Here is a 26749-nt window from a genome sequence, read left to right as displayed (position 1 = left end):
GGCCGTGAAGTTAGCAGACGACTGGGCACCGTGGTGATTTTGAGCTCGGGCACTTACAACGTGCTGAGTCGGGCGCTGTCAATGATTTTCCAGCCCTGGGCCTGGCGCTCGTAGATGAAGATGGAGTCCCAGCCCAGGCTTTGCTGGGCCTGCCCGCGCACGATGAGCACATAGCGCCCATCGGCCGAAAACAGCGGCAGGCTGGCGTAGCTCACCAGCCGGTCTTGCTGCGGGCCGCGGTTCCACTCCCCTATTTCCCGGCGGATCTGCTCCTGCCGCGCCGGGGTTACGAAGCGTACCTGCCGGGCCAGGTCGGGGTTGAGGGTATCGTCGGTGCTGTTGACAAACACAAACTTGCCCAGCAGCTCCGGCTGCCAGACAAAGCGGCGCTGGGCGGCAGTATCAAGCTGCAACACCTGCCTCCGAAACTCACGGATTACGGCCGGGGGCGTATCCATAAAATAAGCCGATGCGCTGGTTGAGTCGCGGCCAGGGGCCAGCTTCCCGGCAGTGCGCTCATCGAGGCCATAGGGCTGGCGGCTGAAAAACGCGCCGCCGTCGCTGCGCACGTCGTAATGGTCCTGGATAGAGAGGCTGATGGTGGCGCGCAAAAAGGCGTGGCAGGCAGCTGGGTCGGGCGTGGTCAGGGCGGGCTTGCGGGCCGGGGCGGGCTGCTTGGCTGGCTGGCTTACAGGCGGTTCGGGCCCGGAGCAGGCGCCGAGCAGAGCAGCGGTACCCAAGGCGTATAACAGAATTTTCATGGCGAAATAGGCTTTCTACAGGCTGGACGGGCCGGTAAGATAAACCTTGCGCCGAACGAAGTAATCCTCCCCGGTTCGTTAGAGCCAAGGAAGCGAACTATCCTATTTTAGCTAACCTCCGCCCTGCCAACCCTTGAGAAGCTGATGACCCAAAGTTGCTGTTGCCCGCCGGGAACATATAGCGGTACGATTATGGTTTGGAGCTGAAAACCGGCTGACGCGGCAACGATTCCAGCGAATTAGCGTCAGTAGCCTATCTTTCTCCGCATCTTCTCTCTGATCCTTATTGCCGCATGAGCGCATTTCCCCATTCATTTCTGACTTCTTTGGGTCTGGCGCTGCTCGTGCCGGCCGCCTCTTTTGCGCAAAGCGCGGCTTCGGCTACTACGCCCCGGCCGTGGTGCAGCAGTGGACCCACCTCGACCCGACCAAGGACAAGGTGATGGGCATCAGCACCCAGCGCACCTACGACGAGCTGCTCAAAACCCGCACCGCCTCGCCCGTCATCGTGGCCGTCATTGATGCCGGCATTGATACGACCCACGAGGATCTGAAGCGGGTGCTGTGGAAAAACCCCAAGGAAATTGTGGGCAACGGCATCGACGACGACAAGAACGGCTACGTGGATGATATTCACGGCTGGAACTTCCTGGGCGGCAAAGACGGCCGCAACGTGGACATCGATCTGTATGAGGAAACCCGCCTGGTAGCCAAGCTCAAGCCGCTCTACGAGGGCAAGGTCCGCACGGCGGTGCCGGCGGCCAAGCGCGCTGAGTACGACCTCTACCAGAAGGTAAAAAAGGATTACGCCGAGAAGGTGGCCGATGAAAAGCAGCAGTTGGAAGACATTGACATGACCCTGGGCAACCTTGCGCCCCTGGCTGCCCAGCTGAAAGTGCTGCTGAAGGTGGAAAAAGTGGACACGGCCGCGCTGAGCAGCATGAAAACCGATGACCCGCGGATAAAGCAGCTTCAGAAAGCCATGTACGACTACCTGGTGGTAACCGGCGCCCCGGACCTGGACGCGGCCATCACCCAGATCAAGGAAGCCGGCACCGAAACCAAGAAACACCTCGAATACTCGCTCAACCTGGACTACAAGCCCCGCGCCATCGTCGGTGACGACGAGGACAACGTCAAGGACCGCAACTACGGCAACGCCGACATTACCGGTCCTGATGCGCTGCACGGCACCCACGTGGCCGGTATCATTGCCGCCGACCGCGACAATAACCTCGGCATTCAGGGCGTGGCTGGCTCTTCTATCCGAGTGATGGGCGTGCGGGCCGTGCCCAACGGCGACGAGCACGACAAGGACGTGGCCAATGCCATTCGCTACGCCGTCGACAATGGGGCTCAGATTATCAACATGAGCTTTGGCAAGTACTACTCGCCCCACCGCGACGCGGTAGAAGATGCTATCCGCTACGCCGGCTCCAAGGGCGTGCTGCTGGTGCACGCGGCCGGCAATGAGTCGAAGAACGTGGATGTAGTGACGCACTACCCGGCCCCGGTACCTTTGAGTGGAACTGCCTACCCCAACTTCCTGACCGTGGGCGCATCGGGCAGCACCAACGACGCCCAGCTCACGGCCAACTTCTCTAATTATGGTAAGAAGGTAGACGTTTTTGCGCCCGGCGTCGCTATTTACTCGACCATGCCCGGCAGCAAGTACGGCAACGAAAGCGGCACCAGCATGGCCGCGCCCACGGTAGCCGGCGTAGCCGCAGTACTTAAGTCGTACTTCCCCAGCTCACCGCCACCGACTTGAAGCGCATCATCATGCAGTCTGCCGCGCCTGTGCACACCAAGGTGCCCGTGCCCGGCGACAAGAAAACCGTTGATTTCGCCCAGCTTTCCAGCACTGGCGGCGTGGTCAACCTCTACAAAGCCGTGCAGCTAGCCACCCAGCAAACCCAGAAAGGCAGCAGCTCCGGCCAGTAGTTTATGCGTTGATTGCCGTGTCCTTGCGAGAGAAGCGAAGCAATCCGTCCTCTGCGTAGTACGACCTGATCCTTTACTAGAAAGCCCTTTTCCTGTTGTTACGGGAGAGGGCTTTTTACTTACTGTAGCTCAGCATATTTCAGGGAACGAATTGCTTGGTCATTCTTCTCTGCAAAGACACAGGCTTTTAGCTCAGCACAGCGGTACTTCTGCATTTTACCCCGCATTCCCCGCATTAGAAATTACCTTTGCGGCATGACTGCTGCTTCTCTCGTCCTTTCCGACCTGTATATATATCCCGTTAAATCCTTGGGCGGCATCCGCGTAACGGAGGCCGTTGTAGAGCCCCGGGCCTGCGCCACGACCGGCGCTGGCTGATTGTGGACGAGCGCAACCAGTTCATGACCCAGCGGCAAACCGCTGAAATGGCCCTGCTGAAGGTACTGCCGGCTTACAACGGCTTTCTCATCGTCCACTCGGCCCGGCCCGAGCTGCTGCCGCTCTATATCCCATTTGCAGCCACGCCCGAGCGGACGCTGTTTGTCACCATCTGGGACGATATGGTCTTTGCCTGGCGCGGCACGCCCGAGGCCGACGCCTGGCTGAGCGAGGCGCTGGGCCGCAAGTGCAAGCTGGTGTACATGTCGGATATGGTGATGCGCGGCACCGACGACGGGGCAGTACCCGGCCACGTGAGCTTTGCCGATGCGTATCCGTTTCTGCTCATCGGGCAGTCGTCCCTGGACGAGCTCAACAGCCGCTTGCCGGAAGCCGTGCCCATGGACCGGTTTCGGCCTAATCTGGTGTTTCGCGGCGGCCACCCCTACGAGGAAGACACCTGGCAAAACTTTCTGATTGGCGATGTAGCCTTCCAGGGCATACGGCCCTGTGGCCGGTGCCAGGTTACGACCATCAACCAGCTAAATGCCCAGAAAGGCACCGAGCCCTTGCGCACCATGGCCCCCTACCGGACTCAGGGCGGCAAGGTAATGTTCGGGCAGAACGTGACGGGTCCCGGCAGCGGTACCCTGCGCCTCGGCGACCAGCTAATCGTGCGGAGTACGCTGGCGTAAAAGGGGATTATAAGGGTTTTAACCGGCTTAAAGCCAGGAGACAGAGGCCACCAGAGTACTATAGACTTAAAAACGGGCCTGTCAAAAAGTTACCTTAAAGCATTGTTGATTCGTAAAAAACCTGCTAGCTTTGAAAATCAATTAAAACCGTAAATAATTCAAATACAATTTGATTGGCCTTCCTTCCCGACGGCCTTTTGCTTACGGTTGAGTTGCATTTTTGCTGGTTCTTTGAGCTGCCTGCCCCGCCCTGTCCCTCGACACCTATCTGCGCATGAATAAGTCTTCTGCTTACGCCTGTTTTTGGGTGTTTCTACTGTGCTTTGCCTGCTTACTGCCCGTGGCTGGCCTTCACGCAGAGGATCCAAAGTCGCCGCAGGTGTTGCATGCCCCTGGACGGACCTGCTGCGCCGGCACGTTACCCCGGAAGGCTACGTAGACTACGAAGGCTTCTTAGAGGAAGAGGACCAGCTCGACGCTTATCTGCAAATCATCCGCAAAACACCGCCTGCCGCTACCTGGTCGGCCGCCGACAAGGAAGCCTACTGGATTAACGTGTACAATGCCGCCACGATTTATACCGTGCTGCAGTACTTCCCGGTGACCAGCATCAATGAAATCAAGGTTAAGGAGCTTAAGGGCTACAAGTCGGTCTGGGAAGCGGGTTCGGTCAACGTGGGCGGCAAAGTGTACTCGCTCAACACCATTGAAAAGGAAATCCTGCGGCCTGAATTCAAAGACCCCCGGGTGCATTTCGCCCTGGTATCGGCGGCCATGTCGTACCCGCCCCTGCTCAACGAAGCTTACGACGGAGCCCGGCTCAACCAGCAGCTCGACGCCCAAGGCCGCCTGTTTTTGAGCCGCACGGCTCTCAACCAACTAGCCGCCGATGCCGTGCATTTGTCCAGCCTGTTCGACTGGTACGCCGCCGAGTTTGGCGAAGGCACCAAGCTGATTGCCTTCCTGAACCGCTATTCGGCCATTAAAATCGAACCCACGGCTACCATCGAGTTCCTGCCTTTCGACTGGTCACTCAACAACCGCCCCCGCGGCACTGATACCCAGGCCCTGCGCCAGCGGTAGCCGACATTATACATCCCTAGATACTAGGCGTAAAAAAGCCCTGAAGACGCTGTTTTCAGGGGCTTTTTGCGGCACGATAAAAGGCTGTATCAGCCTTCGTAGTGGTTTGGAGAAGAACCAGTAATCCTAATGGGAACTTGGCAGCCGGCTATACGCCGGTGAATTTCACCGTCACGATAGGCTGGGTCTCGTCGCACAAGATCAGGTGCGGCTGGGTAGCCAGCAGGGCAGCGGAATCCTTGTAGGCAAAGTCGAACTCCTGCAAAATGCTGCTGTCAAAGTCGCCCTGCCGGTTGAGCAGCTCCGCAAAGCGTTGGCGGTAGGCATCCTTGTCCGCTTTCTTGAGCGAATGCCAGAACTTAAGCGTATCGGTGCGGCTGTACTGCCGACCAGCTCCGTGCGCGCAGCTCCAGAGCGTCTGCTCCAGCGTGGGGCTCCACCGGTTGGGCTTGACAATCAAAGAGCCCCGGCTCATGGAAAGCGGAATGACGACTTCACTTTCCGCCACTAGCTGGGTGCTGCCCTTGCGGTGAATCACGCGCCCATTGCTGAACTCCAGCAGATTGTGGCAGCTGTCGGCAAAAACGGGCGTGCCGGCTCCCACGTACTGATTGCGCTGCAAAAAGTCGTAGGTTTTGGACACAAACTCCCGCCGGCGGCTGGCCGCGTAGCGTAGCACCCGCTCATACTCCCGGCGGTAGTCGGGCGTGGCCACTTCGATGGGCAACCAGTCGTTGCCTGGGCTGTGCTCTTGCAACAGGCGGCAATTTTGCTGGTACATGTAAATGCCCAGGTTGCGGCTGCCGGTGTGCACGATGATGTAGAGGTACTCGGCCGAGGCCTCCAACGACAGAAAGTGGTTGCCGCCGCCCAGGCCTTCTTCCGTCATGCGGTGCACTTCCCGTTCCAGAGCGCGGTAGTGCTTAGCTTTATCGAAAGGGCGCAACACATCCTGCCGGGGAATGCGCAAATAGGCCACGCCGCAGCCCATATCCTTCCCGATTACGAGCGGATAAAAAACGTCGGTGGTTTGAAAGGCCACCCCGACTGGGATGGAACGTTCGGAGCAGTAGTGAATATCGGGGAATACGGCAATCGGCCCGATGTTTTGGTTTTCCTCGAAGGCGAGAAGGGACTGTAGCGCGTTCTGCTCCACGACGCTACGATCCGTAAAGTAGACTGTTTGCACGGGGTCTTCTTTAGGGAATAAGTGAAAGGGCGCGCACGGGGAGCAGCCGCAAATAATGCGCGCGAATTATAGGGCCTCAGCATAGGCCGCGACAAAGGTAGAAAAATCTGTGGTTCAGGCGCCTTGGCTTTCGAGCGGCATTTTCCGTGGTTTTTCTTCCTGCTCAGGCAGCTTTTTTGCGCCTGCTGGTGTTAGCCTATCCTATGAATCGAGAATTTCTGCTGTCCTTTCTGCGCGATTTAGCGGCCAACAACCACAAAACCTGGATGGATGCCCACCGCAGCGACTACCATAAAGCCCGGGCCATTTTCACGGAGCTTACCACCGAGCTGCTGCAGCGGAGCCAACGCTTCGAGCCCAGCCTGATCGGCCTGACCTCATCCGACGTGATGTACCGCATCAACAAGAATGACCGGTTTCAGCAAAGCGACGAGCCCTACAAGCGCCACATGGGCTCGGGCCTGAAGCTCGGCGGCCGCCAAAGCCCTGGGCGGGCTACTTTGTGGCCGTGGAGCCCGGCGGTGAAACCTACGTGGGCGCCGGCCGCTGGCAGCCCGAACCCGCGCAGCTGGCCCGGATTCGCCAGGAAATTCACTACTCGCCGGATACGTTCCACGCCCGCCGCCAGGACCCGGCTTTGCTCCGGGAATTTCCCGAGGGTCTGGACATGAGCCAAAGTTTGCGCACAGCACCTAAAGGTTACGACCGGACCGACCCTGACATCGAGTGGCTGCGACTGAAAAGCTTCTTCGTGTGGCGCACCTTCTCCGACGCCGAAGTGCTCCGCCCCGACTTCCCGGACCGCGTGCTACAGGCCTGGCAGGCCGCTCAGCCCTGGGTACAGTTCCTGAACGAAGCCATGACCGAAGGCTAACCTGCGCAATTAGTATACTATAAAAAAAGCCCCGCTGAAGTTATCAGCGGGGCTTTTTCGTGATAAGGCAGATGCTAGAACAGGCCAAACAGGGTGCTGTTAATCTTCTCGATGATAACGCCCAGGTCCTCGGGGTTATTCACGTAGTCAAGGTTGTTGACGTCCACAATCAGCAGCTTGCCATACTTGTAGTTGCTGATCCACTTCTCGTAGTGCTCGTTGAGGTTTTTGAGGTACTCAATCTTGATGTTGTTCTCGTAGTCGCGGTTGCGCTTGTCGATCTGCTGAATGAGCTTGGGCAAATCGGCTTTGAGATAAAGCAGCAAGTCGGGCGCATCCACCATGCTGATCATGGACTCGAACAGGGCCAGGTAGTTCTGGTAGTCCCGCTCGCTCATCAGGCCCGACTCGTGCAGGTTGGCCGCAAAGATGTGGGCATCCTCGTAGATGGTGCGGTCCTGGATAACGCCTTTGCTGGCACTCTGCAGCTTTTTGATGTGCTGGGTCTGGCGGAAGCGGCTGTTCAGAAAGTACACCTGCAGGTGAAACGCCCAGCGCGGCATATCGTCGTAGAAGTCCTTCAGGTAGGGATTATGGTCGACATCCTCCAGGAATACTTCCCAGTTGAAGTGATGCGCCAGTTTATTAGCCAGCGTGGTCTTGCCGGCGCCAATGTTGCCGACGATTGCAATATGCATGAGCGAGGTGCGGTAGCGAAACGAAAAAAGAGCCTACAAAAGTAGCGGAAACCGGCCAACTGCCCGCATCTAAGCTGGGCTCTGGATTATGCTAGTTTTCCCAGGCAAAATTATGTATCTTCCTAGCTGCTTGATTTTTCGCCGGTGGTTTCCGGGCTATTTCCGGCTGCTACTGCCTAAAGCCGAACCCGCACTTTTAGCGTAGGTTTTCTCGAACTCCCATTTCTGCTACTGCTCCGCTTTTCGCTCTTCCCACCTGCTTGCTTATGGCCCTGCTTTCTACTCAGTACACCGACCTGGAAACCGTCACGGATGCGTACGGTCAGCCTATTGCTACCTTTCGCCTGTACCCGGAGCAGCAACTGCTTTACGTTCGCTGGACAGGCAATGTGACGGGTCCGGAAGTCATTAAAGTGGCTATGGCTGCCGGGCCCATTCAGGCCCAGTACCGCTGCCCGCTCTTGCTCAACGACAAAACCGACTCGACGGGCGAATGGTCGGAGGCTTTGCCCTGGCTGGAGTATGAGTGGCTGCCCGCGGCGCTGCAAGGCGGGCTGCGGGCCTTTGCCTACGTGTTTTCGCCCGACATGCAGAACCAGATTATCAGCCTTGAATTTGCGGAGCGCATCGCCAAACAGCTCCCGATTCAACTCTTCTACGACGTGGAAACCGCGCTGGAATGGCTGCGCCGCCAGTATGTAGCGGCCTAGTGCCCTAATAAAAAAGCGGCGCTCAGTTAGTCGGGCGCCGCTTTTTTCTATCGAGGCAGGGTAGGCTAGCCTACTCTTTCATGATGTCTTTCACGTCCCGGGCTTTTTCCAGGGTGCGAAACTCGGCCTGCAAAGACCGGATGCGGACCCGCTCCTCCAGGGGCAGCTGCTCGCGCACCTGCTCGTAGCGGGCATTCAGGCGTTCGAGCACGGCACTGGCGGCGCTCCAGTCGGCCTGGGTCCAAGCCAGGCGCTGCTCCCGGGTGCTTTCCAGCAGGTGCAGGTACAGCTCGGGCAATTCGTTGGCCCGGGCCCGACTGATGGTCACGTTCTCGTTGAGCAGGCGGCGCTGGGCCGAGCTGGCTGCTTCGGGCTGCCGGGCCGTGGCATCAAGGCTGTCCTGCTTGGATTCCCAGTTCTGGTAGCGCTTTTTCTGGGTGTTGTACTCGCGCTTCGACTGGCTGGAGAGGCTATCAACGGCCTTGTCGAGGCGCTTGCTCTGCCGTTCGAAGTCTTCCTTGATGCGGGGCAGCTCGCGGCGCACGCCCACTTCGGCGCGGTCCAGCTTATCGTTTACCCAGTCGCTGAATACGTCCAGATCCCGCTCGATGGCCGTGGGCGTGGAGGCGGAAGGCTTCTTGGCCGGAGTAGATTTTTGCTGGGCCGTAGCCTCCAGCATGGTAGCGCCGAGACTGGCCGTTAGGAAGCTCAAGGAAAGCAGGAATCGTTTCATAAAGGAGGGTGCAGGGCGAAAAATATACGAACGACGGGGAAAGGAGCCGTGGTGTGCCTATTGGCAATTTCTGACCCAAAACGTGGTCCGGCGCGGCCGGGGTTCGTTTTTTCGCTAAAAAATGCCGTTTTTGCACCTTATGTCCGCTTCCATTCCATCAGCTATTACCATTCAGCCCGCCACGCTGGCCGATATTCCGACGATTATTCAGCTGGCCGAGGCTACCTGGGAGCCGACCTACCGCTTCATTATCTCGAAGGACCAGATTGAGTATATGTACCGCGTGATTTACACGCCAACCTCCCTGCAGCGGCAGATGAGCGAAGACGGGCATACCTTTCTGCTACTCTACGCCGAGGGCCACCCGGCTGGCTACGCCTCCTTCTCCCGCCTGCCCGCCGGCGACGAGGTCTTCAAGCTGCACAAGATTTATATTCTGCCCTCCCACCAGGGGCAGGGCCTGGGCCAGAACCTGATTCAGGCCGTGGAAGATGCCGTGCGTCAGATCAATGGTAAAACCCTGGAGCTGAACGTAAACCGCCACAACCCGGCTATTTCCTTCTACGAGCGGCTGGGCTTCCAGCGCCACCGTGAGGAAGACATTGCCATTGGGCCTTATTGGATGAACGACTACGTAATGCGCAAAGAACTGGCGTAATTGCGCCATCTTTTGCCTTACCTCTATTCAGTACCCGCATGGGCCTTTCTACTTCTTTGCCGCTGCGCCGCCTGTTGGGCGCAGCCGCCCTCGTTCTGGTCAGCCAGCTCAGCTTTGGCCAGATTCTCAAGCAGAAGCACCTGGAGCTGATCAAGGCCCGGAGCGAAACCTGGAACCGCGCCTTCAACAGCCGCGACACTACCGCCTTCTACGGCCTATTCAACTCAGGCATCACGGTGAGCACAGGCAGCGGCAGCCGCAGCAGTGAGGCTGCGGCCCGGCAGTGGTTCCGCTCACGCTTCCGCCAGCGCCCCGACGTAAGCTGGATGAACCGCACCATGAACGTGGAGCTCAGCGACCAGGGCCAGTTGGCTTACGAAACCGGCGAGTGGGCCGAAGCCTGGACCGACACCCAGGACAAAACCAAAAACCGCATCATTGGTAAGTATTGGCTGATGTGGAAGTTCGAAAACAACGCCTGGACCATTCTGTCGGCTACCTACACGCCCCTCTCCTGCGCCGGCCGCTCCTGCCTCGACTAAGCCATTCCTTGTTTCTCTTCTTCCTTCACTTCCTGACTTTTACCTCATGGCTACCAAACTAACTGTACTCAGCAACGGCTCCCTGCGCGTGGAGGGTGATTTCGAACTCGTGGATGCTCAGGGTCAGCCCTACGGCCTGGCTGGCCGGGAGCGTATCAGCATCTGCCGCTGTGGCCTCTCGAAAAACAAGCCCTTCTGCGACGGTTCGCACAAAGGCCACTTCGAGCACAACGCCGAAGCCTTCGACCTACCCGCGCCCAAGGTGATTTAAGGAGCTGAATACCTGACAAATGCTCTTTTACCAGAAAGCCCTGACGTTGTTCTAACGTCAGGGCTTTTCGATTTAGAGAGGTAAGGACCTTGAAGAGGACGAATGGCTTCGTCTTTCCTCCTTGCAAGTACCTGCCTTTTTCTTGTCGACAGGCTTACCTACGCGCCCTGGAACAGGGAATTCACCAGCTCCACGTATTCCTGGCGGGCAGCGTCTTTGCTTTTGCCGCTAAGGCTGGCCCAGGCGTCGTATTTGGCAATGCCTTTGAAGTCGAAGCCGCCGGGCCGGTCGCCGGATACGTCGCCTTCGGAGGCTTGCTTGTAGAGAGCATACAGTTGAAGCAGCACCATGTTGTTGGGCTTGGAGGGCAGTTGCTGGGCGCGGGCGGCGGCGGCTTCGAATTCTTCGTGAGTGGCCATGAGGTAGAGAAAGAGTAGTTTGAAGGAATAATCGGCCCGTAGCAAGAGGCCGGCATCAAGGTACGTAATCCGGCGGATTTAGGCGGCATGCAGCGTTTTTCTATGTTGTACCTTGAGGCCTTCATCCACGCCCACTTCTACTCTATGCTGCTTTCTACCCGCTCTACGTTTACCGCTCTCGTCTTTTGCCTCCTGCCACTGGCCCCGGCCTGGGCCCAGAAAACCTACCTGCACTGCGGCCGCCTGCTCGATATGCGCGCCAGCAAAGCCCAGGCCCAGACCGAAATGACCATCGTAGTGGAAAAGGGGCGGGTACTGGCCGTAGAGCGCGGCTACACCACTGGCAGCGGCATCGACAAAGTCATCGACCTGAAAAACAAGACGGTGCTGCCCGGCCTCATCGACTGCCACGTGCATCTGGAAGGCGAGACCAGCAAGGACGGTTTTCTGAAGGAGCTAACCGAAAACCCGGCCGATGTGGCCTTCGGCTCCCTCGACCACGCCCGCAAAACCCTGCTGGCCGGCTTTACCACCGTGCGCGACCTGGGCGGCTCGGGCGTGAATGTGGCTTTGCGCAACGCCGTAAACCGCGGCCAAGTAGTAGGGCCGCGGGTGTTTACCGTCGGTAAAGCCATATCGGGCACCGGTGGCCACATGGACCCCACCAACGGTTACCGGCAGGATTTGATGGGCGTGCCCGGCCCGGCCGACGGTGTGGCCAACGGCCCCGAACAGTGTCGGCAGGCCGTGCGCGAACAGTACAAGCGCGGCGCCGATTTAATCAAAATTGCCTCTACCGGCGGGGTGCTCAGCGTGGCCAAGGACGGCAGCAGCGCCCAGATGACCGAGGAGGAAATCAAGGCCGTAGTCGAAACTGCGCGCGACCTGGGGCTGAAAGTGGCCTGCCACGCCCACGGGGCCGAAGGCATGAAGCGCGCCATCCGGGCCGGGGTGGTCAGCATCGAGCACGGCACTTTGATGGACGACGAGACCATGAAGCTGATGAAGAAGTTCGGGACCTGGTACGTGCCTACCATCACGGCTGGTAAGTCGGTGGCCGACTCGGCCAAGATTCCGAACTACTACCCGCCTCTGGTGACGCCCAAGGCCCTGGCTATTGGCCCCAAGCTGCAAACGACTTTTGGCAAGGCTTATAAGGCCGGGGTAAAAATTGCGTTTGGCACCGACGCCTCCGTGTACCGCCACGGCGTAAATGCCCTGGAGTTTCAGTACATGGTAGAAGCCGGTATGCCCGCTTACGAGGCCCTGCGCGCAGCCACCTTTTCGGCGGCCGAATTGCTGGGGCAGACCGAAAACCTGGGCACCCTGGAAGCCGGCAAGCTGGCCGACGTAGTGGCGGTAGATGGCGACCCGACCCAGGACATCAAAGTGATGCAGCAAGTGCGTTTCGTGATGAAGCAGGGCGTGGTGTACCGGCAGGAGTAAAAAGTTAGCCTTGGCTGCTGGTTGCAAGCTTCGGTAAGCTAGCTGACTAAGACGCTACCGTCGAGCATATTGCATTATACTCACAGTCGAGCTTAGCTAGGCAGGGCTTAACTTAATGTTGGAAACGCAGTATAGGACTCAGCACGCCTCTTTCTGACCTATGAAACCAGCCGAAATATCTGCTCTCGTAAAACGCTTTATCCAATACAAGCTAACCTTGGCCTTTGCTGAGAGTTGCACGGCTGGTATGCTGCCCTCGGGCCTGGTAGAGGCTCAGGGCGCCAGCAGTGTGCTGCTGGGCTCCATTGTGACCTACCACCCCGAGGCCAAGCAAAAGCTGCTGGGCGTGAGCAAGCAGACCCTGGAAATGTACACGGCCGAGTCGCAGCAGGTAACCAACGAGATGGTGATGGGGCTGCACAAGAAAATCGGGGCCGACGTGTGCGTGGCCGTAACGGGCCTGTGCGCCGCCGGGGGCTCCGAAACCGAGGAAAAGCCGGCCGGCACGCTGTTTTTCACCTTTCTCTACCAGAACCGGGCCGAGGAGCACCGCGAAGTATTCCAGGGCGACTGCCTGAGCGTGCGCCAGCAGGCCGTCGACTTTGTATACCGCAAGCTCAACGAGCTGCTGGACCGCTTCCCACCTGATCAGGAAAAGATGACGGCCTAATCGGGCCTTGGGCGGGCCAGCAGCATTATTTTCAGGTTCTGGTGTACCACGTCGCCCATGCTGCGGCACCGCTCGAAGGCGTTGGAGCCATAGTGGGCATTGAGCTGAGTTTTGAGTTGGGCCGTTTTCTCTTCCGTCGAGATTTCGTCGCGCCGCATGATGTCCAGCAGATTTTTAAGGCGGTAGCGCTCCAAGCGCACGCGCCGGGCAATGAGGGTCCGTTCCTCGGCCTGATACTGCCGGATGGTTTCGGTGGTTAGCAGCTTGCTGCACATCTGCACCACTTTGCGGTTGTCCTTGAAAAACTGAGGCAGGTACATGTTTTTCTTGCCCTCGTAGCTTTGCTGATCGAAGTCGATGGCGCGCACGCGGTATTGCTCATCCTCGAAGTCGGGGGTGGCAATGATGACGTAGTTGTAGGCCCGCATATCACCGAGCAGGCGGGCAAAGCACCGCTCGTTGAACTTGACGAACTCCTTGGCAATGCGCACCTGGTTGAGGTGGGGCCGCTGCAGATGGTCCCGGATAAAATCGTCGCCGGGAATGCCGGCAATGTGCTCCTCGATGAGCGAATCGCCGCAGACGAGGTAGTTGATGCGGTTGGGCGACAACAGGTGCTCCAGCTCCAGGCCGTATACCCGCGAGGCATCGGCCCGCTTCACGTAGAAATAGTCGTAGTTGTCGTTGAGCTGATTGACGATGCGCACCCGAAACGGGTTGCTGTTACCGAACTGGCAGTAGTCGATGCGGTCGGCAATGAGGTGGTCGGTAAACGAAAGGTCGCCGTCGGTGCGTAACAGGGCGTACACCTCGGCCAGGCCCGCCGACAGTTCGACCAGGGTACTGGGCTCGTAAAATACCGTCTGCCAGAGTGTGTCGCGGCCGTTGCGGTCCATGAGCGGAAACGAGCCGCTGTAGCGCAGCAGGTCGCGGTAGGTTACCGGTAGCTTGCTTTCCCGGTCGTACTCGTGCAGGTATTCGCGCAGTCGGGGGCTGATGCCGTAGAAAAGCTTCTTCTTGGAAATAAGCGTCATGGGTGGTGGGTTGGTGGAAGTTCGGGTGGGCGCAAAGGTCGGCTGCTCTTGACCGGCTAAATGTAGAAGCTCGGAACGAGTAAGATGGCAGGCTGACCAGCTCCTTGGGCTGACAGCGGAAAATCAGCAACCAAAATCGAACAACGGACAACTACCTCATACTTTATTAATCCAAAATCCCGAACTTGCGGAGCCTGCTTTTTGGGCTTTACATCTTCTTATGAAAAAGCAAGTACTAACGCTGGCCCTCGTGCTATTATGCCCGATTTTGTCGTCGGGCTGGGGTTTTTTGGCCCACCGCACCATCAATCAGATTGCGGTGTACACCTTGCCTAAATCCATGCAAGGGTTCTATTACCGCCACCTGGGTGAAATTGTGCGCCTGTCCACCGCTCCTGACGAGCGGCGCGAAGACGACCCCAAGGAAGCGCCCAAGCACTACATCGACATGGACCATTACGGCGACGACCCGTTTGGCTCCATGCCCAAGCTTTGGGAAAAAGCCGCGGCCAAATATTCGGCCGATACCCTGCGCAAGTATGGCACCGTGCCGTGGATTGTGCTCGAAACAAAGGAAGCCCTGACTGAGGCCTTCCGGCAGCGCGACTCGGTGGCCATCGTGCGCCTCTCGGCCGAGCTGGGCCACTACGTGGCCGATGCCCACGTGCCGCTGCACACCACTGAGAACTACGACGGGCAAATGACCAACCAGCACGGCATGCACAGCTTGTGGGAGTCGAAGATACCGGAGCGCCACCTGGCAGAGTGGAAGCTGGACAGCGAGAAAGCCGAGTACCTGAAAGACCCGCTGCGGGCCGTCTGGACGGCCGTACAGCAGTCGTACGGCTTCCTGGGCGACACCTTCGACAAGGAAGAAAAAGTAACCCGCGCCTTTACCAACGAAACCAAGTACACCTTCTCCCATAAGTACGGCAAAACCCGCCGGGCCTACTCCGATGCCTTTGCCGACGCCTACTACAAGGAAGTGGGCGGGCAAGTAGCCTACCGCCTCAAGCAGGCCCCTACCCTGGTAGCCTCCCTGTGGCTGACGGCCTGGCAGGACGCGGGCAAGCCCGACCTGGATCAGCTTCTGGGCAAGAAGCCGAGCAAAGAGGAAAAGGAAAAGTTGGCCCTTGAGCTTAAAGCCTGGGACAAGAACGAGCTGATGACCCAGGACCTGCTGCTGGCAACTCACAAGGAAAAAGCGGTGGAACGGCCCGACCAGATCAACTCGGCCCAGGACATGGCCCCGCCACCAGTTGAAACGCCGGCCCCGGCTGCCCCGGCCGCTACTCCCGCTGCGGAGCCCGAAAAGGTGAAAATGAAGACCAAGTCGGACGAGGGCAGCAGTAAGCGCAAGGAGAAGAAAAAGAAAGACGACAAAAAGGAAAACGACGGCTGGAACTAAGCCCAGCGGGCAGGCTTGGCTACAGTCGAGCTGCCATATCTTGTACAATCAGCAAAGGCTGAGTTACGTAGGCAAATAGCAGAGCCGGTAGGAACGGGCACAACGCCCGACCTGCCGGCTTTGTTTTTTATCCACTTATAACCCTTGCCCGATGATTTTACGCATGGACCGGCTGCCGATTGAGCTGCCAACCCCCAAAAACGCTTCCCCAACGATGCCGCCGCTATTCAGGAGCTGCTCGGGGGCAAATTCGGCGAGATGTCGACGCTGATGAACTACACGTTCCAGTCGTTCAACTTCCGGGGACGCAAGCGCCTACGGCCCTTCTATGACGTTATTGCTAGCATTGCGGGCGAGGAATACGGGCATATTGAGGTGGTATCCTACGCTATAAATTTGCTGCTCACGGGCCAGACCAAGCGCGGCCACGACCCGGTACCGGCTCCGCTGGCCCCTGCCGCCGACGCCCGGATTTCCTACCACTTCTCGGCCAGCGCCCAGGCAGCCTTACCCATCGACTCGCAGGGCAATTTCTGGAACGGGCAAAACGTGTTCAGCAGCGGCAACCTCAAGCTGGACTTGCTGCACAACTTCTTTCTAGAGTGCGGTGCCCGCGCCAACAAGATTCGGGCTTACGAAATGGTGAGTGACCCCTGCGCCCGCGAAATGGTGGGCTATCTGCTTGTGCGCGGTGGCCTGCACGTGGTGGCCTATGCCCGGGCTCTGGAGCATCTCACCGGCGTGGAAGTAACCAAATTAGTACCCGTGCCGGAGCTGAGCAACAAGGCTTTCCCGGAAACCCGGAAGTACGAGGAAAACGGGTTGCACCGCAAGCTCTACACCTTTAGCCAGAATGATTACCAGAAGGCGGGCCTGATCTTCAACGGACCTCACCCCGAAGACGGCAAGCCCCTGGAAGTGGTATTTGGCGCGCCCGAAGGCTACCCCGTTCCGGATTTGGCCGAAGAGCCCCAGCTCAATTCCCCCGGGGCCGACAATATTGACATGCAGATGTTTATCGACATGGCCAAGAAAATGGGCATCAAGTATTAAACGGGCCGGCGCCGCGTGTGCGGCCAACGCTTTACATTTGGGTTGCTGCCTGCGTACCAGTGGGCGGCAGCCCATTTTGCTTTTAAGGCACGTTGCTACTCCTTTCTTCCGCTCTGACTTTTCTGCCCATGCTTTCTATCTTTTGGCTTGCCCGCCGGCCTGCTCTGCATCTGCGGTATAGTATTTTGCTGACGGCCGGCCTGGCTCTGGGCAGCTGCAACCAGACCCCGCCCCCGGCCGAAACCGCCGCGCCAGCTGCTCCCACGCGCCCACCCGTACCGGGCCCCGACCTGATCAGCCTGAGCGACAGCAATGCGGTAGCCCTGCTCACGGAGTATGGCAAAGCGTATCCGGCGTCGGAAGTCATTGTGCACACCCGCCTCGGCGACTTACGCGTGAAGCTCTACGACGACACACCGATTCACAAAGCCAACTTCCTGCTGCTGGCGCGCAAAGGAGTATTTGATGAGACAGTGTTCAACCGCGTAGTCAATGGGTTTGCCATTCAGGGAGGGCAGTCCGACCACCGTACCATTCGGATAGCCCCTACCACTTGCCTCCCGAAGTGCGGCCGGGTCACTTCCACAAGCGCGGGGCCCTGGGCATGGCCCGCTACGACGATGATAAAAACCCCGACAAGCTGTCCTCAAACACGGACTTTTACTTTGTACAGGGCGAAAAGCTGACGCCTTACCAGTCCCAGGCCATGGCTGGGCGCAAGCTCACGCCCGAGCAGCTAAAAACCTATGCCACTGTAGGCGGCGTGCCTTCCCTGGATGGTAAATACACCGTATTTGGCGAAGTAGTGGAAGGCCTGGACGTCATCGACAAAATTGCGGCCGAGCCCGTGGACCCCTACAAATGGCCCAAGAAGGACGTTGACATCAAGATTGAAATCGTGAAATAACTGGGTTACTCGGGGCGGCGCACCTGCACCACTTGGGTTTTGAGCACGTCGCCGGTTTGGGGCTTCAGCAAGTCCGATAGTTCGTCGCGGGTGTAGGCAATGGAGGTGGAGGAGGCCTGAAAATCAGGCTGACTGAGGTCGGCGGCGGGGTCGGTGGCTTCCTTGCGGGCTGGGTGCAGGTAGGCGCTGTCGGGCGTGAGGCGATAGAGATGATAGAAAAAATACCGCTGCTCTTGGGTATCCTGGGGCTGGAATTGCACCACCAGCACGTCGCCCACCTGCGGGTTGTCGACCCGGAGCTTCACCTCGGAGGGTGGCGGCGGGGGCACCTCAGTAGTGGCAGCGGCCGGTTCCTGGGGTACCGTTTTCGAATCGGAAGACTGGCAGGCGCCGCACAGCAGCAACGACAACAGAAAAGCGGGAGGCAGCGTGTTTTGCATGCCGCAAGATACGGGCCGACCGGTAAACCGGCCCTAACTCCCTCCTACCGCCCACCAAGCGCGTTTCAGGCGCTGCCAACCCGTTGGCAGGCCCTCTCCTGCAGCCCGCCCCCCAACCAACGAGGCCGTAACCGGCTTCGCAGCCCTAAGCCGGTGCCCCAAAAAGCCAGCCGGTTGACCCTAAAAGCTGGAATTAGCTCTTTTTATTGCTTCGGTCGTCCTTTCCAACGCTTCGGTCAGCCTTGCTACGGCTTAGGGTGGCCTGGGCGTGGCTTCGGGCGCTCTTGCTACGCCGTCGGACGTTCTTTCCAGTGGTTTGGGTGGTGTTTTTACCTCTTCGAGCTCTCTTTCTAGTGTTTCGGGCAGGCTGGGTTGCCTCGCCCAGGGTGTAACGCGAAGTTCTACTTCGCGAGGCGTTGAACGACCATCATTGAGACGGCGCCTACGCCTCGCGAAGTGGAACTTCACATTACAACACAAAGCCCCTTCCTACACGCGGTAGAAAGGGGCTTTGGGGTAGAAGGGAGTTTGTCACTGTGCAGAGGACGGATTGCTTCGCTTCGCTCGCAATGACAGGTGGAGCATTAGCACATCAGCACATTCCACCACATTCGCACATTAAATTCACCACTACCAGATTTTGGCGCGCTGGGCTTGGGCGCGCACCATCTTGGCGTCTTCCTTGCAGCCGAAGGCCTCGTAGAACTGGGGCATGTTCTGCAAAGGGCCGTTGGTGCGGTACTGGGCCGGGGAGTGCGGGTCGGTCAGTATCTGCTGGCGCACGGCCTCGGGGCGGGCGTTGGTGCGCCACACCTGGGCATACGACAGGAAGAAGCGCTGCTCGGGCGTGAAGCCGTCAATCTTGGTTTTGGGCTTGCCAGCCATGGCCTTTTGCAGGGCGGTGTAGGCAATGTTGAGTCCCCCGAGGTCGGCCAGGTTTTCGCCCATCGTGAGTTTGCCGTTCACGTGTACCGAGTCGAAAGGCGTGAAGGCGTCGAACTGCTGGCCCACCACGTCGGCGCGCTTGGTGAAGTTGTCGGCGTCTTCCTTGGTCCACCAGTCGCGCAGGTTGCCTTCGGAGTCGTACTGCCGGCCCTGGTCGTCGAAGCCGTGGGTGATTTCGTGGCCGATAACGGCGCCGATGGCTCCGTAGTTAACCGCATCGTCAGCTTTAGGATCGTAGAACGGGGGCTGCAGAATGCCGGCCGGGAACACGATTTCGTTCATCGGCGGGTTGTAGTAGGCATTCACCGTGGGCGGGGTCATGCCCCACTCGCCGCGGTCAATTGGCTTGCCCAGCTTGCTTTCCTCGTCCTTGGCAGCCCACTGGCGGGCGGCCAGCACGTTTTTCAGGTACGACTCGCGCGAGATGGTCAGGGCCGAATAGTCCTTCCACTTGTCGGGGTAGCCGATTTTAACGGTAAAGGCGTTGAGCTTTTTCAGGGCCTCGGCCTTGGTGGCGGCACTCATCCAGGTGTTCTGCTGAATGTGCTCGGCCATCGAAGCCCGGATGTTGTTGACCAGCTCCATAGCCTTCTGTTTGGCTTCGGGCGTGAAGGCCTTATCCACGTACACCTGGCCGAAAGCTTCGCCCAGGGCCGCGTCGGTCGAGCGGAGCATGCGCTTCCAGCGAGGCTGCATCTGCTTGGCTCCGGTCAAAGTCTGGCTGTATTTGAAGCTTTCATCCACGTAGGCCTTGGGCAGGGCACTAGCCACCGATGATACCAGGTGCCAGCGCAGGTAAGTTTTCCAGTCGTTGAGCGGCTCGGCCTTCAAGGCCGCGTTGGCTTCCTTGAAGAAGGCAGGCTGGCCCACAATAACCTCTTTGGCCGCGCCCAGGTTGGTTTTGGCCAGAATGGTGGGCAAACCCAGGTTGGGATACTGCTTCTGCAGCTCCACCACGGTCATCTTGTTGTAGTTGGCGTTCGGGTCGCGCAGGTCCACCGGGCTTTTGGAAGCCTTCGCCAGGCGGGTTTCGATGCGCATGATGGTGGCCGCGTTCTTGGCCGCGGCGGCCGGCGTCTCACCCATCAGCTTAAACACGTTGGTGATGTACGTGATGTAAGCGGCCTGCACGGCCTTGGTGCGGGGGTCGGTTTTGAGGTAGTAGTCGCGGTTGGGCAGGCGCAGGCCGCCCTGATACATTTGCACGGCGTACTGAGTGCTGTTTTTCTCGTCCTGCCCACGCCCATGCTGAACACCGAGCCGGTACCGATCTGCTGCTGGTGGGCCAGCTCGGCCTGCAGCCCTTTGAGGTCCTTGATGGCGTCGATGCGGGCCAGCTCGGGCTTGAGAGGCGTAATACCAGCTTTCTCAATGGCCATCGAGTCCATGGCCGAGGCGTAGAAGTCGCCTACTTTCTGGGCGTTGGTGCCTTTAGCAGCTGAGCGGTTGGCGGCGGCTTCCTCCAGAATCTGGCGCTGCACGGCCTGGTTCTTATTATACAGCTCGTTGAAGCTGCCCCAGCTGGTTTCGGAAGCCGGAATCGGGTTATTCTTGAGCCAGTTGCCGGAGGCATACTGGAAGAAGTTGTCGCAGGGCTGCACCGAGTTGTCGATGGTCGTCACGTCGAGGCCCACCCCTTTTACCACGGGTTCTTCAGTGGGAGTGGCGGAGGCGGCCGTAGCCGGAGCCGCGGTAGAGGCGGTAGTGGCCGGCGAGTTGCTGGCGGCGCACCCGGCCAGGGCCAGGCCGGCGGCCAGCGAGGTCAAGGCCAGGGTATTTTTGTTTTTCATGCGGAAAGGTTTTGGGGAAGGCGGATTTGGCTAGAAAGGTAAAAAAAAAGCCGCAGCCTGGACCGTCCGGCCCTGGGGAGGTTATCAGAACCCGCCGTTGGCGGAGTAAGCGGCTTTTTTCCGGCTTTGCACCCAACATTGCCCCGGCCGGCGGGTTGCATAGCCAGCTTCCGGCGCGCCGGCGTCCAGATCTGACTGGGTCCGGCGCTGGGTTGCCGCTGCCCGAATTCGTACCTTGCCACCCGTATGCCGCCCCTGTATAATCGTCGTCCCGACCCGGGCCTTTCCGGTCCTTTGCCTCCCGCCCCCCTGCCGCTGGCCGAGCTGCTGGTGCGCGTGCGGCAGGCCGTGGAAACGCGCTTTGCCGAGTCGTACTGGGTGGTAGCCGAAATTGCCGACCTCACCCCACCCCGCCACGAGGGTGGTCATTGCTACCTCGTGCTCACCGACCAGCACGTAACCGGCCGCGGAGCCCAGCTAAAAGCTCAGGCCCGGGCCACCATCTGGAGTCAGCGCTACCAGCAGCTGGCCCCGGCGTTTGAGGAACAGACCGGTCAGGAGCTGCAGTTAGGTTTGAAAGTGATGCTGCGGGTGCAGATCAAGTTTCATGAGCAGTACGGGCTCAGCCTCGACGTGCTGACCATTGACCCCAGCTACACCGTGGGTGACCTAGCCCGGCAGCGCCTGGCCACGGTGCGCAAGCTCGAAGCCAAAGGCTTGCTGGAACGACAGAAACGGCTTTCCCTGGCTTTGGGGCCGCAGCGCCTGGCCGTTATTTCCTCACCCACGGCGGCGGGCTTCCAGGACTTTGTGCAACAGCTCAGCGAGTCGCCCTACGACTTTGCGGTAAGCCTGTTTCCGGCCACCATGCAGGGCACTGAGGCACCGGCCAGCATTCTGGGTGCCCTCGATGCCATCCGGCCCCGCCGCGCCACCTTCGACGCGGTGGTTATCATCCGTGGCGGCGGGGCCAAAACCGACCTGCTGGCCTTCGACGACTACGGCCTGGCAGCAGCGGTGGGGGCGTTTCCATTGCCCGTGCTGACCGGTATCGGGCACGAGCGGGACGAGGCCGTACTGGATTTGGCCGCCCACTTAGCCCTGAAAACGCCCACTGCCGTAGCCGCCTTCTTGGCCGAGCGCCTGGCCCGCCTCGATGCGGTGTTTAATGGCTATGCCGAGCGTATCCACGAGCTGGCCCGGCAGCAGCTCACCGACGCCGCCGAGTTGCTGCAGCAGGCGGGCCGCTTTGTGCACCGCGCAGCCCAAGGCCAGCTCGAAGAGCACCGGGCGGAGCTGTTTCAGCGTATCCGGCAGGCCGCAACGGCTCCGCGGGAGCAACTGCGGCAGCAGCACCGGCAGCTTAGTCGGCAGCGCCAGGGGTTGCGCCGTGCCGCCCGTCGCGCCCTGACCTTACAGCAGCAAGGGCTGCGCACGTTTGGGCGGCGGCTGGCCCAGCGGTTTCGGCGGCTGCACCGGCGGCGGCGCGAGCAGCTGTTGCACCGCCGCTACCAGTTGCAGCTGGCGGCTGAGCGGCTCTTGCACCGGGCCACGCTGCGCCTAGCCCAGCTTAGCACGCCCGCCCTGCCCGAGGCCGCCGTGCTGGCCCGTTACGGCTACGTGCAGCTGATTACCGACCATCAGGAGCCCGAAAACACCCTGCAAGCCGGCGACGAGGTGCGGCTGCTCTTGCCCCAGCTCACACTGGCCGCCCAGATTACGGACCGCACCCCGCACCTGGCTCCCGCCTTACTTCCTACTGCAAGCTCTGCTTCTCCCGAATGACCAACGATACTACCTACCGCCAAGCTATTGAAGAGCTCGAAACCATTCTGCGGGCCCTGGAAACAGACACCGTTGATGTGGACGACCTGACGGCCCGCGTGCAGCGCTCGGCCGAGCTGATTCGCCTCTGCAAGCAAAAGCTGCGCAACGCCGAGTCGGCCATTGAGCGCGTGTTTGAGAACCTGGAAGAAGAGGACGAGGAGCCCGCACCCGACGCCGAGGAGCGTGACGTGCCGCCAGCCCGGTCCTATCCCAACGGTCAACTGCCCTTTTAGGGGGTGGGAAAAGGCAGCGAGCAGCTTGCATTCGATATGGTTTGCCCTATATTTGGATGTTCAGCACTAGAACATTTCTGCTCAAACCCTTCTTCACTACCTCTTAACACACCACACAATGGCTTTTACCGGCAACGAGGGCGACATCATCTACCAGGCCACAGCTGAGCCCATGACCCGCGCCTACCGCGAACAAAAGGGCACGGAGTTTAAAGCGCAGTTCTTCGGCAAGAATCAACTCAAGCAAATCATTGATGACGCCGGCTCCGAATACGTCGGTATTCGCATCTACAACGCACTGGACGACGCCGGCAACCAGAGCTTCGTACTGGTGGCAGTGAAGGCCGACGAAAACGATTTGTACGAAAACAAGATGCTGGCCAACGGGCCCGCCTGCCCGCCCTGCTGCGCCCCGGACAGCCCCCTGAACGAGTAGCCACCTTACGAAAGGACAATGTCAGCACCAGATACCGGCGGGTTAATAGCGGTAAGTAAGCAGCTGAATATCATCTCCCTGCTTACTTACTTATTACCCCTGGGAATGGGTATCTGGCGCTGGCGCTACCTGAGCCCGGCGCACAAAAAAATCCTCTGGTTTGTCTTGTTGGCGGGCATTGTGCTCAACAGCCTGTCAGAAATTGGCCGGGTAGTATGGCACAATAATCATGCGTTTGTCTACCTGACCAACTGGGCTGAAACGCTGTTTCTGAGTTGGGCTTTCTACTTGTCCTTTCGGTCTGAAACCATCCGGCGGCGCTTTCTGTGGGCCGTTATGGCCTTCGGAGCCGTGGCCCTGGTGCAAGTCGTGTTTCTGCGGGGCCCGTACGCGTCGAATACCTACGCCCGGATTGCGCAATGCATTCTGCTGGTAGGCGCGGCGCTGGCTTATTTTGAGCAGACCCTGCAGGAGCTGCGCAACATCCGACTCAATCAGGACCCGATGTTTCTGGTCAGTACCGGCGTGCTGATCTACTTTGCCGGTTCCCTGATGGTGTACGTGCTGGAAGACTCCATGTACGCCCAAAAGCAGTTCGGGCAGGTCTGGATTATGTACAGCATTCAGTTTGTGTTGCTCATCATTTTCAACCTGCTGCTGGCCCTGGCCCTGTACCGAACCAAGCCAACTCCGCAGCAGGTGCCCAGCCAGCTGTAGCCGCCCTCCCTGACTTGCCACCCACAGTCAGGCCCACCCTGTTCTCCGCTCCTTCCGCCGCTTCTGTGTTGCAGAGCGTCATCCCCTATTGCACTTATACCCCATTGCTGTGGATAGTGAGCAGCTTGTACTTTTTGCCCGGCAGTTCAATAACGTTGCCCTACTTACCTACCTCTTACCCCTGGCAATCGGCCTGCGCCGCTGGCGGGTATTGCTGCCGGCTTACCGGCCTCTGGTGTGGTTTGTGCTGGTGCCCGGCTGCCTGCTGAATGCTCTGCTGGCTGAACTGGGCCGCCACATCTGGCACAACAACGTCCTCATTTTGCAGCTGGCCACGGTGGGAGAAACGCTCTGCCTGGGCTGGACCTACTACTACGCTTTTCACTCGGAACGGGGCCGCAGGGTGCTGCTTGCCTGCGTTGGTTTGTTCCTGGCTTTGTACATAGCCGAAGCCTTTTTCTATCACGTTGCCACCTCTGGCCCGCCCATCTATACCCATATAGCGCAGAGCGTGCTGCTGGTGGGGGCCGCCGTGGCTTACTTTGAGCAAACGCTGCGGGAGCTGCGCAACATTGACCTGAGCGAGGACCCGATATTTATGGTCAGCGTGGGCTCTATCCTGTATTACGCGGGCACACTGATGGTCTTTATCCTGGAAAGCAAGCTTCAAGACCAGCCCGACCTGATCTGGATTATGTACATCATCCAGTTTATCCTGCTCATTGTGTTCAACGTTTTCCTTGCTATTGCGCTTTGGAACGGCGACCAGCCGGCGGAATATACTGCGGCTCCGCTGGAATGGCCTGCCCCTCGGGAGTAACCCTTCCTTACTCTTTTTCCGCACCAGTTATACCGGTTTATTTACTTTATTATCCCGGAATTATACATCCTATTCAGGATTTCGTATTTTTCTCTTCCCTTGCTCCATCCCACACCTTTGCCACGCCTTGCATGCAAATTCCTTCGTGGCTTCTCACGTTATGCGAATACCTGGAGCATATGGCCAGCTTGGTCGTGCTGCTTCCGCTGGGCCTGGCCTTCTGGCGCTGGCCCCGACTGCCCCCCGCCCTGCGTATTATGACCGGCTACCTGGTTTTTACGGAAACCATCATGCTTGCTTCCAGCCTGATAGACCTCTATTGGCCCGCTTGGAGCAGCAGCATCTGGCACTTGTTTACCCTGGTCCAGACCCTGCTGTTCTTGCGCATTTATTACCTGACCCTAACCTCGCTCAAGATACGACGCTTTATTCCGGGCCTAGCCCTGGTTTTCACCGCGTTTGCCCTGCTGGACTCACTTTATCTGGAGGGACTGCACCAGATGAATGCGTATACCCACGTGTTGCAAAGCGCCCTGCTTATCGGGCTGGCCTTGCTTTATTTTGAGCAGCTGCTCACTGAGCTGCACGTTATCCGATTGGAGCAGGATCCTCTTTTTTTGGTAAGTAGCGCGGTAGTTTTGTACTTTTCGGGTACGGTCTTACTGTATGTGTTCGTCAACAAGTTTTCTTCCCCCGCTGATTATGCGAGCCATCAGGTGATTTATACCCTCAATGCTATGGTCAATCTGATTCAGTACCTGTTGTTTGCCCTGGCGTTTTGGTACGCGGGCCGGTCGTTGCCCCACCGCTCCCGCCCATGAATACCTGGCTGCTTCCCGTAATGCTGGCCACGCCGGTCTTGCTGCTTTTGGCCCTGGGCATTGTGGGGTTTGTGCTGCGGTATCAGCGGCGGCTGCTGCGCCAGCAGGAACAGCTCCGGCAAGTGCGCGACGCTTCTCAGCAGCAGGCCCTGGAAGCCGCCCTGCTGGCCCAGGAAGATGAACGCCGCCGCATTGCCGCCGACCTGCACGACGGGGTGGGTACCACCCTGGCCATTGCCAAGCTCCACCTCAGCGCACTCGGCCAACCAAACTTAACCGAAGAAGCCACTGCCCTACTCGACCAGGCCATTGGGGAAGTGCGCCGCATTTCGCGCAACCTGCTGCCGGCCGCCCTGCAAAAGTTTGGATTGCCCTTCGCCCTTGACGCGCTGGCCCGCACGGTGCCCGCCGATGGTCCCACCCACGTCATTATCGAGCAGCGCGGGCAGCCCCGCCGCCTCGACCCTAAGCGGGAGCTGATTGTATTTCGGGTGGTGCAGGAGCTTTTGGGCAACGGACTGCGCCATGCCCACGCCGAAACCATTGAAGTCAGCGTCGATTTTGGGCCCGACTACCTTTCCTTGCAATACCGCGACAATGGCGTAGGCTTCGACCCGGCCGCCGGTGACCTGCCACCCGCCCCCGGTGCACGCGCGGGACTGGGACTCACCAACTTACGCAGCCGGGTAGCCGTATTGCACGGCACCTTGCGGCATGAATCGGCGCCGGGCGCAGGCAGCAAAGTTTGGATTTCCTTCCCTATTCCGTATCTTCCCGTCGACCAAAAGCCTGCCCTAACTACCTCAATATGAGCACACCCGCAATCCGCTTGGCCGTCGTTGACGACCATATTCTATTTCGTAAAGGACTGCGTGCCCTGATCAGTGGCTTTCCCGATATGGAAGTGCTCTTCGAAGCCGGTGACGGTCAGGAGCTTCTCGAACACCTCGACCAGGGCATCGTGCCCGACGTGGTGCTGATGGATTTGCAGATGCCCACCCTGGATGGCCTGCAAACCGTGCGCCTGATGCGCGCCCAGTATCCCCGCGTACGGGTCGTTATAATTTCCATGCACGACGAGCCCGAGCTTATCGACAGCCTGCACAGCGAGGGCGCTCATGGCTACCTGCTCAAGAATGCCAATCCTGAGGAAGTACGGGGTGCCATCTTGGCCGCCGCCGACTATACCCCCCGCCCGAGCATGGCTATTTTGTAAGGCCAGCCTCAAGACAAAAACAGGAATGAAG

Annotated in this window: 31 protein-coding genes and 2 pseudogenes; 24 read left to right on the top strand and 9 right to left on the bottom strand. The window is 59.0% G+C overall.

What is annotated here, in order from left to right:
* Positions 1-53 precede the first annotated feature (53 nt).
* Positions 54-761 carry a hypothetical protein gene (locus MUN79_RS12430; RefSeq protein WP_244677937.1) on the bottom strand — a complete coding sequence of 236 codons (708 nt, stop codon included), beginning with the start codon at positions 759-761 and terminating at the stop codon, positions 54-56.
* Between the two features lie 286 nt (positions 762-1047).
* Between MUN79_RS12430 and MUN79_RS12425 the strand changes: the two genes are divergently transcribed.
* The 5 genes from MUN79_RS12425 (at position 1048) to MUN79_RS12405 (ending at position 4861) form a co-directional block, all read left to right on the top strand.
* The gene (locus tag MUN79_RS12425; RefSeq protein WP_244677936.1) at positions 1048-2532 is read left to right on the top strand and encodes a S8 family serine peptidase; all 1485 of its coding nucleotides are present in this window, start codon (positions 1048-1050) and stop codon (positions 2530-2532) included.
* On the top strand, positions 2529-2705 hold the full coding sequence (locus MUN79_RS12420) for a hypothetical protein (RefSeq protein ID WP_244677935.1): 177 nt from the start codon (positions 2529-2531) through the stop codon (positions 2703-2705). Before MUN79_RS12425 ends, MUN79_RS12420 begins: the two co-directional genes overlap by 4 nt.
* Before the next feature lie 255 nt (positions 2706-2960).
* A complete protein-coding gene (locus tag MUN79_RS12415) occupies positions 2961-3083 on the top strand; it encodes an MOSC N-terminal beta barrel domain-containing protein (protein WP_244677934.1) in 123 nt (40 codons plus the stop codon).
* A gap of 2 nt (positions 3084-3085) precedes the next feature.
* Positions 3086-3778, top strand: a complete 693-nt coding sequence (locus MUN79_RS12410; RefSeq protein ID WP_244677933.1) for an MOSC domain-containing protein — start codon at positions 3086-3088, stop codon at positions 3776-3778.
* 303 nt (positions 3779-4081) lie between these two features.
* Entirely contained in the window at positions 4082-4861 is a 780-nt protein-coding gene (locus tag MUN79_RS12405; protein WP_244677932.1) for a DUF547 domain-containing protein, read from the top strand.
* Positions 4862-5009: 148 nt separating this feature from the next.
* Here MUN79_RS12405 and MUN79_RS12400 read toward each other — a convergent pair whose 3' ends face one another.
* A complete protein-coding gene (locus tag MUN79_RS12400; RefSeq protein WP_244677931.1) occupies positions 5010-6050 on the bottom strand; it encodes an RtcB family protein in 1041 nt (346 codons plus the stop codon).
* Positions 6051-6253: 203 nt separating this feature from the next.
* On the opposite strand from MUN79_RS12400, the pseudogene MUN79_RS31835 reads away from it, so the two are divergent.
* A pseudogene (locus tag MUN79_RS31835) lies at positions 6254-6924 on the top strand (DUF2461 domain-containing protein).
* A 74-nt stretch (positions 6925-6998) separates the two neighbouring features.
* Here the strand turns inward: MUN79_RS31835 and MUN79_RS12385 are convergent.
* On the bottom strand, positions 6999-7622 hold the full coding sequence (locus tag MUN79_RS12385) for a deoxynucleoside kinase (protein WP_244677929.1): 624 nt from the start codon (positions 7620-7622) through the stop codon (positions 6999-7001).
* Between the two features lie 266 nt (positions 7623-7888).
* On the opposite strand from MUN79_RS12385, the gene MUN79_RS12380 reads away from it, so the two are divergent.
* The gene (locus tag MUN79_RS12380; RefSeq protein WP_244677928.1) at positions 7889-8332 is read left to right on the top strand and encodes a hypothetical protein; all 444 of its coding nucleotides are present in this window, start codon (positions 7889-7891) and stop codon (positions 8330-8332) included.
* Positions 8333-8402: 70 nt separating this feature from the next.
* On the opposite strand, the gene MUN79_RS12375 is transcribed toward MUN79_RS12380, so the two are convergent.
* Positions 8403-9065, bottom strand: coding sequence for a DUF6565 domain-containing protein (locus tag MUN79_RS12375; RefSeq protein WP_244677927.1), 663 nt, complete (start codon positions 9063-9065; stop codon positions 8403-8405).
* Between the two features lie 139 nt (positions 9066-9204).
* On the opposite strand from MUN79_RS12375, the gene MUN79_RS12370 reads away from it, so the two are divergent.
* From MUN79_RS12370 to MUN79_RS12360, 3 genes are read left to right on the top strand one after another with little or no spacing between them, the layout of a single operon-like run.
* A complete protein-coding gene (locus MUN79_RS12370) occupies positions 9205-9723 on the top strand; it encodes a GNAT family N-acetyltransferase (RefSeq protein ID WP_244677926.1) in 519 nt (172 codons plus the stop codon).
* A gap of 38 nt (positions 9724-9761) precedes the next feature.
* Positions 9762-10265, top strand: coding sequence for a YybH family protein (locus MUN79_RS12365; RefSeq protein ID WP_244677925.1), 504 nt, complete (start codon positions 9762-9764; stop codon positions 10263-10265).
* Between the two features lie 46 nt (positions 10266-10311).
* Positions 10312-10536 (top strand): CDGSH iron-sulfur domain-containing protein, encoded by a 225-nt coding sequence (locus MUN79_RS12360; RefSeq protein ID WP_244677924.1) that lies wholly within the window; start codon positions 10312-10314, stop codon positions 10534-10536.
* 158 nt (positions 10537-10694) lie between these two features.
* Here MUN79_RS12360 and MUN79_RS12355 read toward each other — a convergent pair whose 3' ends face one another.
* The gene (locus MUN79_RS12355) at positions 10695-10955 is read right to left on the bottom strand and encodes an acyl-CoA-binding protein (protein WP_244677923.1); all 261 of its coding nucleotides are present in this window, start codon (positions 10953-10955) and stop codon (positions 10695-10697) included.
* 144 nt (positions 10956-11099) lie between these two features.
* Between MUN79_RS12355 and MUN79_RS12350 the strand changes: the two genes are divergently transcribed.
* Both MUN79_RS12350 and MUN79_RS12345 read left to right on the top strand, forming a co-directional pair.
* The gene (locus tag MUN79_RS12350) at positions 11100-12401 is read left to right on the top strand and encodes a metal-dependent hydrolase family protein (RefSeq protein ID WP_244678324.1); all 1302 of its coding nucleotides are present in this window, start codon (positions 11100-11102) and stop codon (positions 12399-12401) included.
* A 160-nt stretch (positions 12402-12561) separates the two neighbouring features.
* Positions 12562-13071, top strand: a complete 510-nt coding sequence (locus MUN79_RS12345) for a CinA family protein (RefSeq protein WP_244677922.1) — start codon at positions 12562-12564, stop codon at positions 13069-13071.
* Here the strand turns inward: MUN79_RS12345 and MUN79_RS12340 are convergent.
* Complete coding sequence (locus MUN79_RS12340) at positions 13068-14105, bottom strand: hypothetical protein (protein ID WP_244677921.1); 1038 nt, start codon at positions 14103-14105, stop codon at positions 13068-13070. The genes MUN79_RS12345 and MUN79_RS12340 overlap by 4 nt on opposite strands.
* A gap of 220 nt (positions 14106-14325) precedes the next feature.
* Here MUN79_RS12340 and MUN79_RS12335 point away from each other — a divergent pair, with 220 nt between their 5' ends.
* From MUN79_RS12335 to MUN79_RS30025, 4 genes are all read left to right on the top strand, one after another.
* Positions 14326-15513 (top strand): zinc dependent phospholipase C family protein, encoded by a 1188-nt coding sequence (locus MUN79_RS12335; RefSeq protein WP_244677920.1) that lies wholly within the window; start codon positions 14326-14328, stop codon positions 15511-15513.
* Between the two features lie 225 nt (positions 15514-15738).
* Entirely contained in the window at positions 15739-16566 is an 828-nt protein-coding gene (locus MUN79_RS12330; protein ID WP_311136779.1) for a manganese catalase family protein, read from the top strand.
* Positions 16567-16694: 128 nt separating this feature from the next.
* Complete coding sequence (locus tag MUN79_RS12325) at positions 16695-17252, top strand: peptidylprolyl isomerase (RefSeq protein WP_262923030.1); 558 nt, start codon at positions 16695-16697, stop codon at positions 17250-17252.
* Complete coding sequence (locus tag MUN79_RS30025; RefSeq protein WP_375378255.1) at positions 17165-17473, top strand: peptidylprolyl isomerase; 309 nt, start codon at positions 17165-17167, stop codon at positions 17471-17473. Before MUN79_RS12325 ends, MUN79_RS30025 begins: the two co-directional genes overlap by 88 nt.
* 5 nt (positions 17474-17478) lie before the next feature.
* Here MUN79_RS30025 and MUN79_RS12320 read toward each other — a convergent pair whose 3' ends face one another.
* The 3 genes and pseudogenes from MUN79_RS12320 to MUN79_RS30950 form a co-directional block, all read right to left on the bottom strand.
* Positions 17479-17913, bottom strand: a complete 435-nt coding sequence (locus MUN79_RS12320; RefSeq protein ID WP_244677919.1) for a hypothetical protein — start codon at positions 17911-17913, stop codon at positions 17479-17481.
* Between the two features lie 630 nt (positions 17914-18543).
* Positions 18544-19140 carry a M13-type metalloendopeptidase gene (locus tag MUN79_RS30955; RefSeq protein ID WP_311136778.1) on the bottom strand — a complete coding sequence of 199 codons (597 nt, stop codon included), beginning with the start codon at positions 19138-19140 and terminating at the stop codon, positions 18544-18546.
* Between the two features lie 234 nt (positions 19141-19374).
* Positions 19375-20648, bottom strand: a pseudogene (locus MUN79_RS30950) (M13 family metallopeptidase); the annotation flags it as partial.
* A 246-nt stretch (positions 20649-20894) separates the two neighbouring features.
* Here MUN79_RS30950 and xseA point away from each other — a divergent pair.
* The 8 genes from xseA to MUN79_RS12275 all read left to right on the top strand — a co-directional run bounded on the left by xseA (position 20895) and on the right by MUN79_RS12275 (position 26718).
* Entirely contained in the window at positions 20895-22433 is a 1539-nt protein-coding gene (gene xseA / locus MUN79_RS12310; RefSeq protein WP_244677918.1) for an exodeoxyribonuclease VII large subunit, read from the top strand.
* Positions 22430-22708, top strand: a complete 279-nt coding sequence (gene xseB, locus MUN79_RS12305) for an exodeoxyribonuclease VII small subunit (RefSeq protein ID WP_244677917.1) — start codon at positions 22430-22432, stop codon at positions 22706-22708. Before xseA ends, xseB begins: the two co-directional genes overlap by 4 nt.
* Before the next feature lie 118 nt (positions 22709-22826).
* On the top strand, positions 22827-23144 hold the full coding sequence (locus tag MUN79_RS12300; protein ID WP_244677916.1) for a hypothetical protein: 318 nt from the start codon (positions 22827-22829) through the stop codon (positions 23142-23144).
* An 18-nt stretch (positions 23145-23162) separates the two neighbouring features.
* Positions 23163-23861 (top strand): hypothetical protein, encoded by a 699-nt coding sequence (locus tag MUN79_RS12295; protein WP_244677915.1) that lies wholly within the window; start codon positions 23163-23165, stop codon positions 23859-23861.
* Between the two features lie 109 nt (positions 23862-23970).
* Complete coding sequence (locus MUN79_RS12290; RefSeq protein ID WP_244677914.1) at positions 23971-24681, top strand: hypothetical protein; 711 nt, start codon at positions 23971-23973, stop codon at positions 24679-24681.
* A 131-nt stretch (positions 24682-24812) separates the two neighbouring features.
* The gene (locus MUN79_RS12285) at positions 24813-25502 is read left to right on the top strand and encodes a hypothetical protein (RefSeq protein WP_244677913.1); all 690 of its coding nucleotides are present in this window, start codon (positions 24813-24815) and stop codon (positions 25500-25502) included.
* Positions 25499-26314: a sensor histidine kinase gene (locus MUN79_RS12280; RefSeq protein WP_244677912.1), complete on the top strand. Its 816-nt coding sequence runs from the start codon at positions 25499-25501 to the stop codon at positions 26312-26314. The genes MUN79_RS12285 and MUN79_RS12280 overlap by 4 nt, the downstream gene beginning before the upstream one ends.
* The gene (locus MUN79_RS12275; protein WP_244677911.1) at positions 26311-26718 is read left to right on the top strand and encodes a response regulator; all 408 of its coding nucleotides are present in this window, start codon (positions 26311-26313) and stop codon (positions 26716-26718) included. The genes MUN79_RS12280 and MUN79_RS12275 overlap by 4 nt, the downstream gene beginning before the upstream one ends.
* Positions 26719-26749: the final 31 nt, after the last annotated feature.

The sequence above is a fragment of the Hymenobacter cellulosilyticus genome, assembly GCF_022919215.1.
Lineage (GTDB): Bacteria > Bacteroidota > Bacteroidia > Cytophagales > Hymenobacteraceae > Hymenobacter > Hymenobacter cellulosilyticus.
This window is presented reverse-complemented; position numbering and strand designations above follow the sequence as displayed.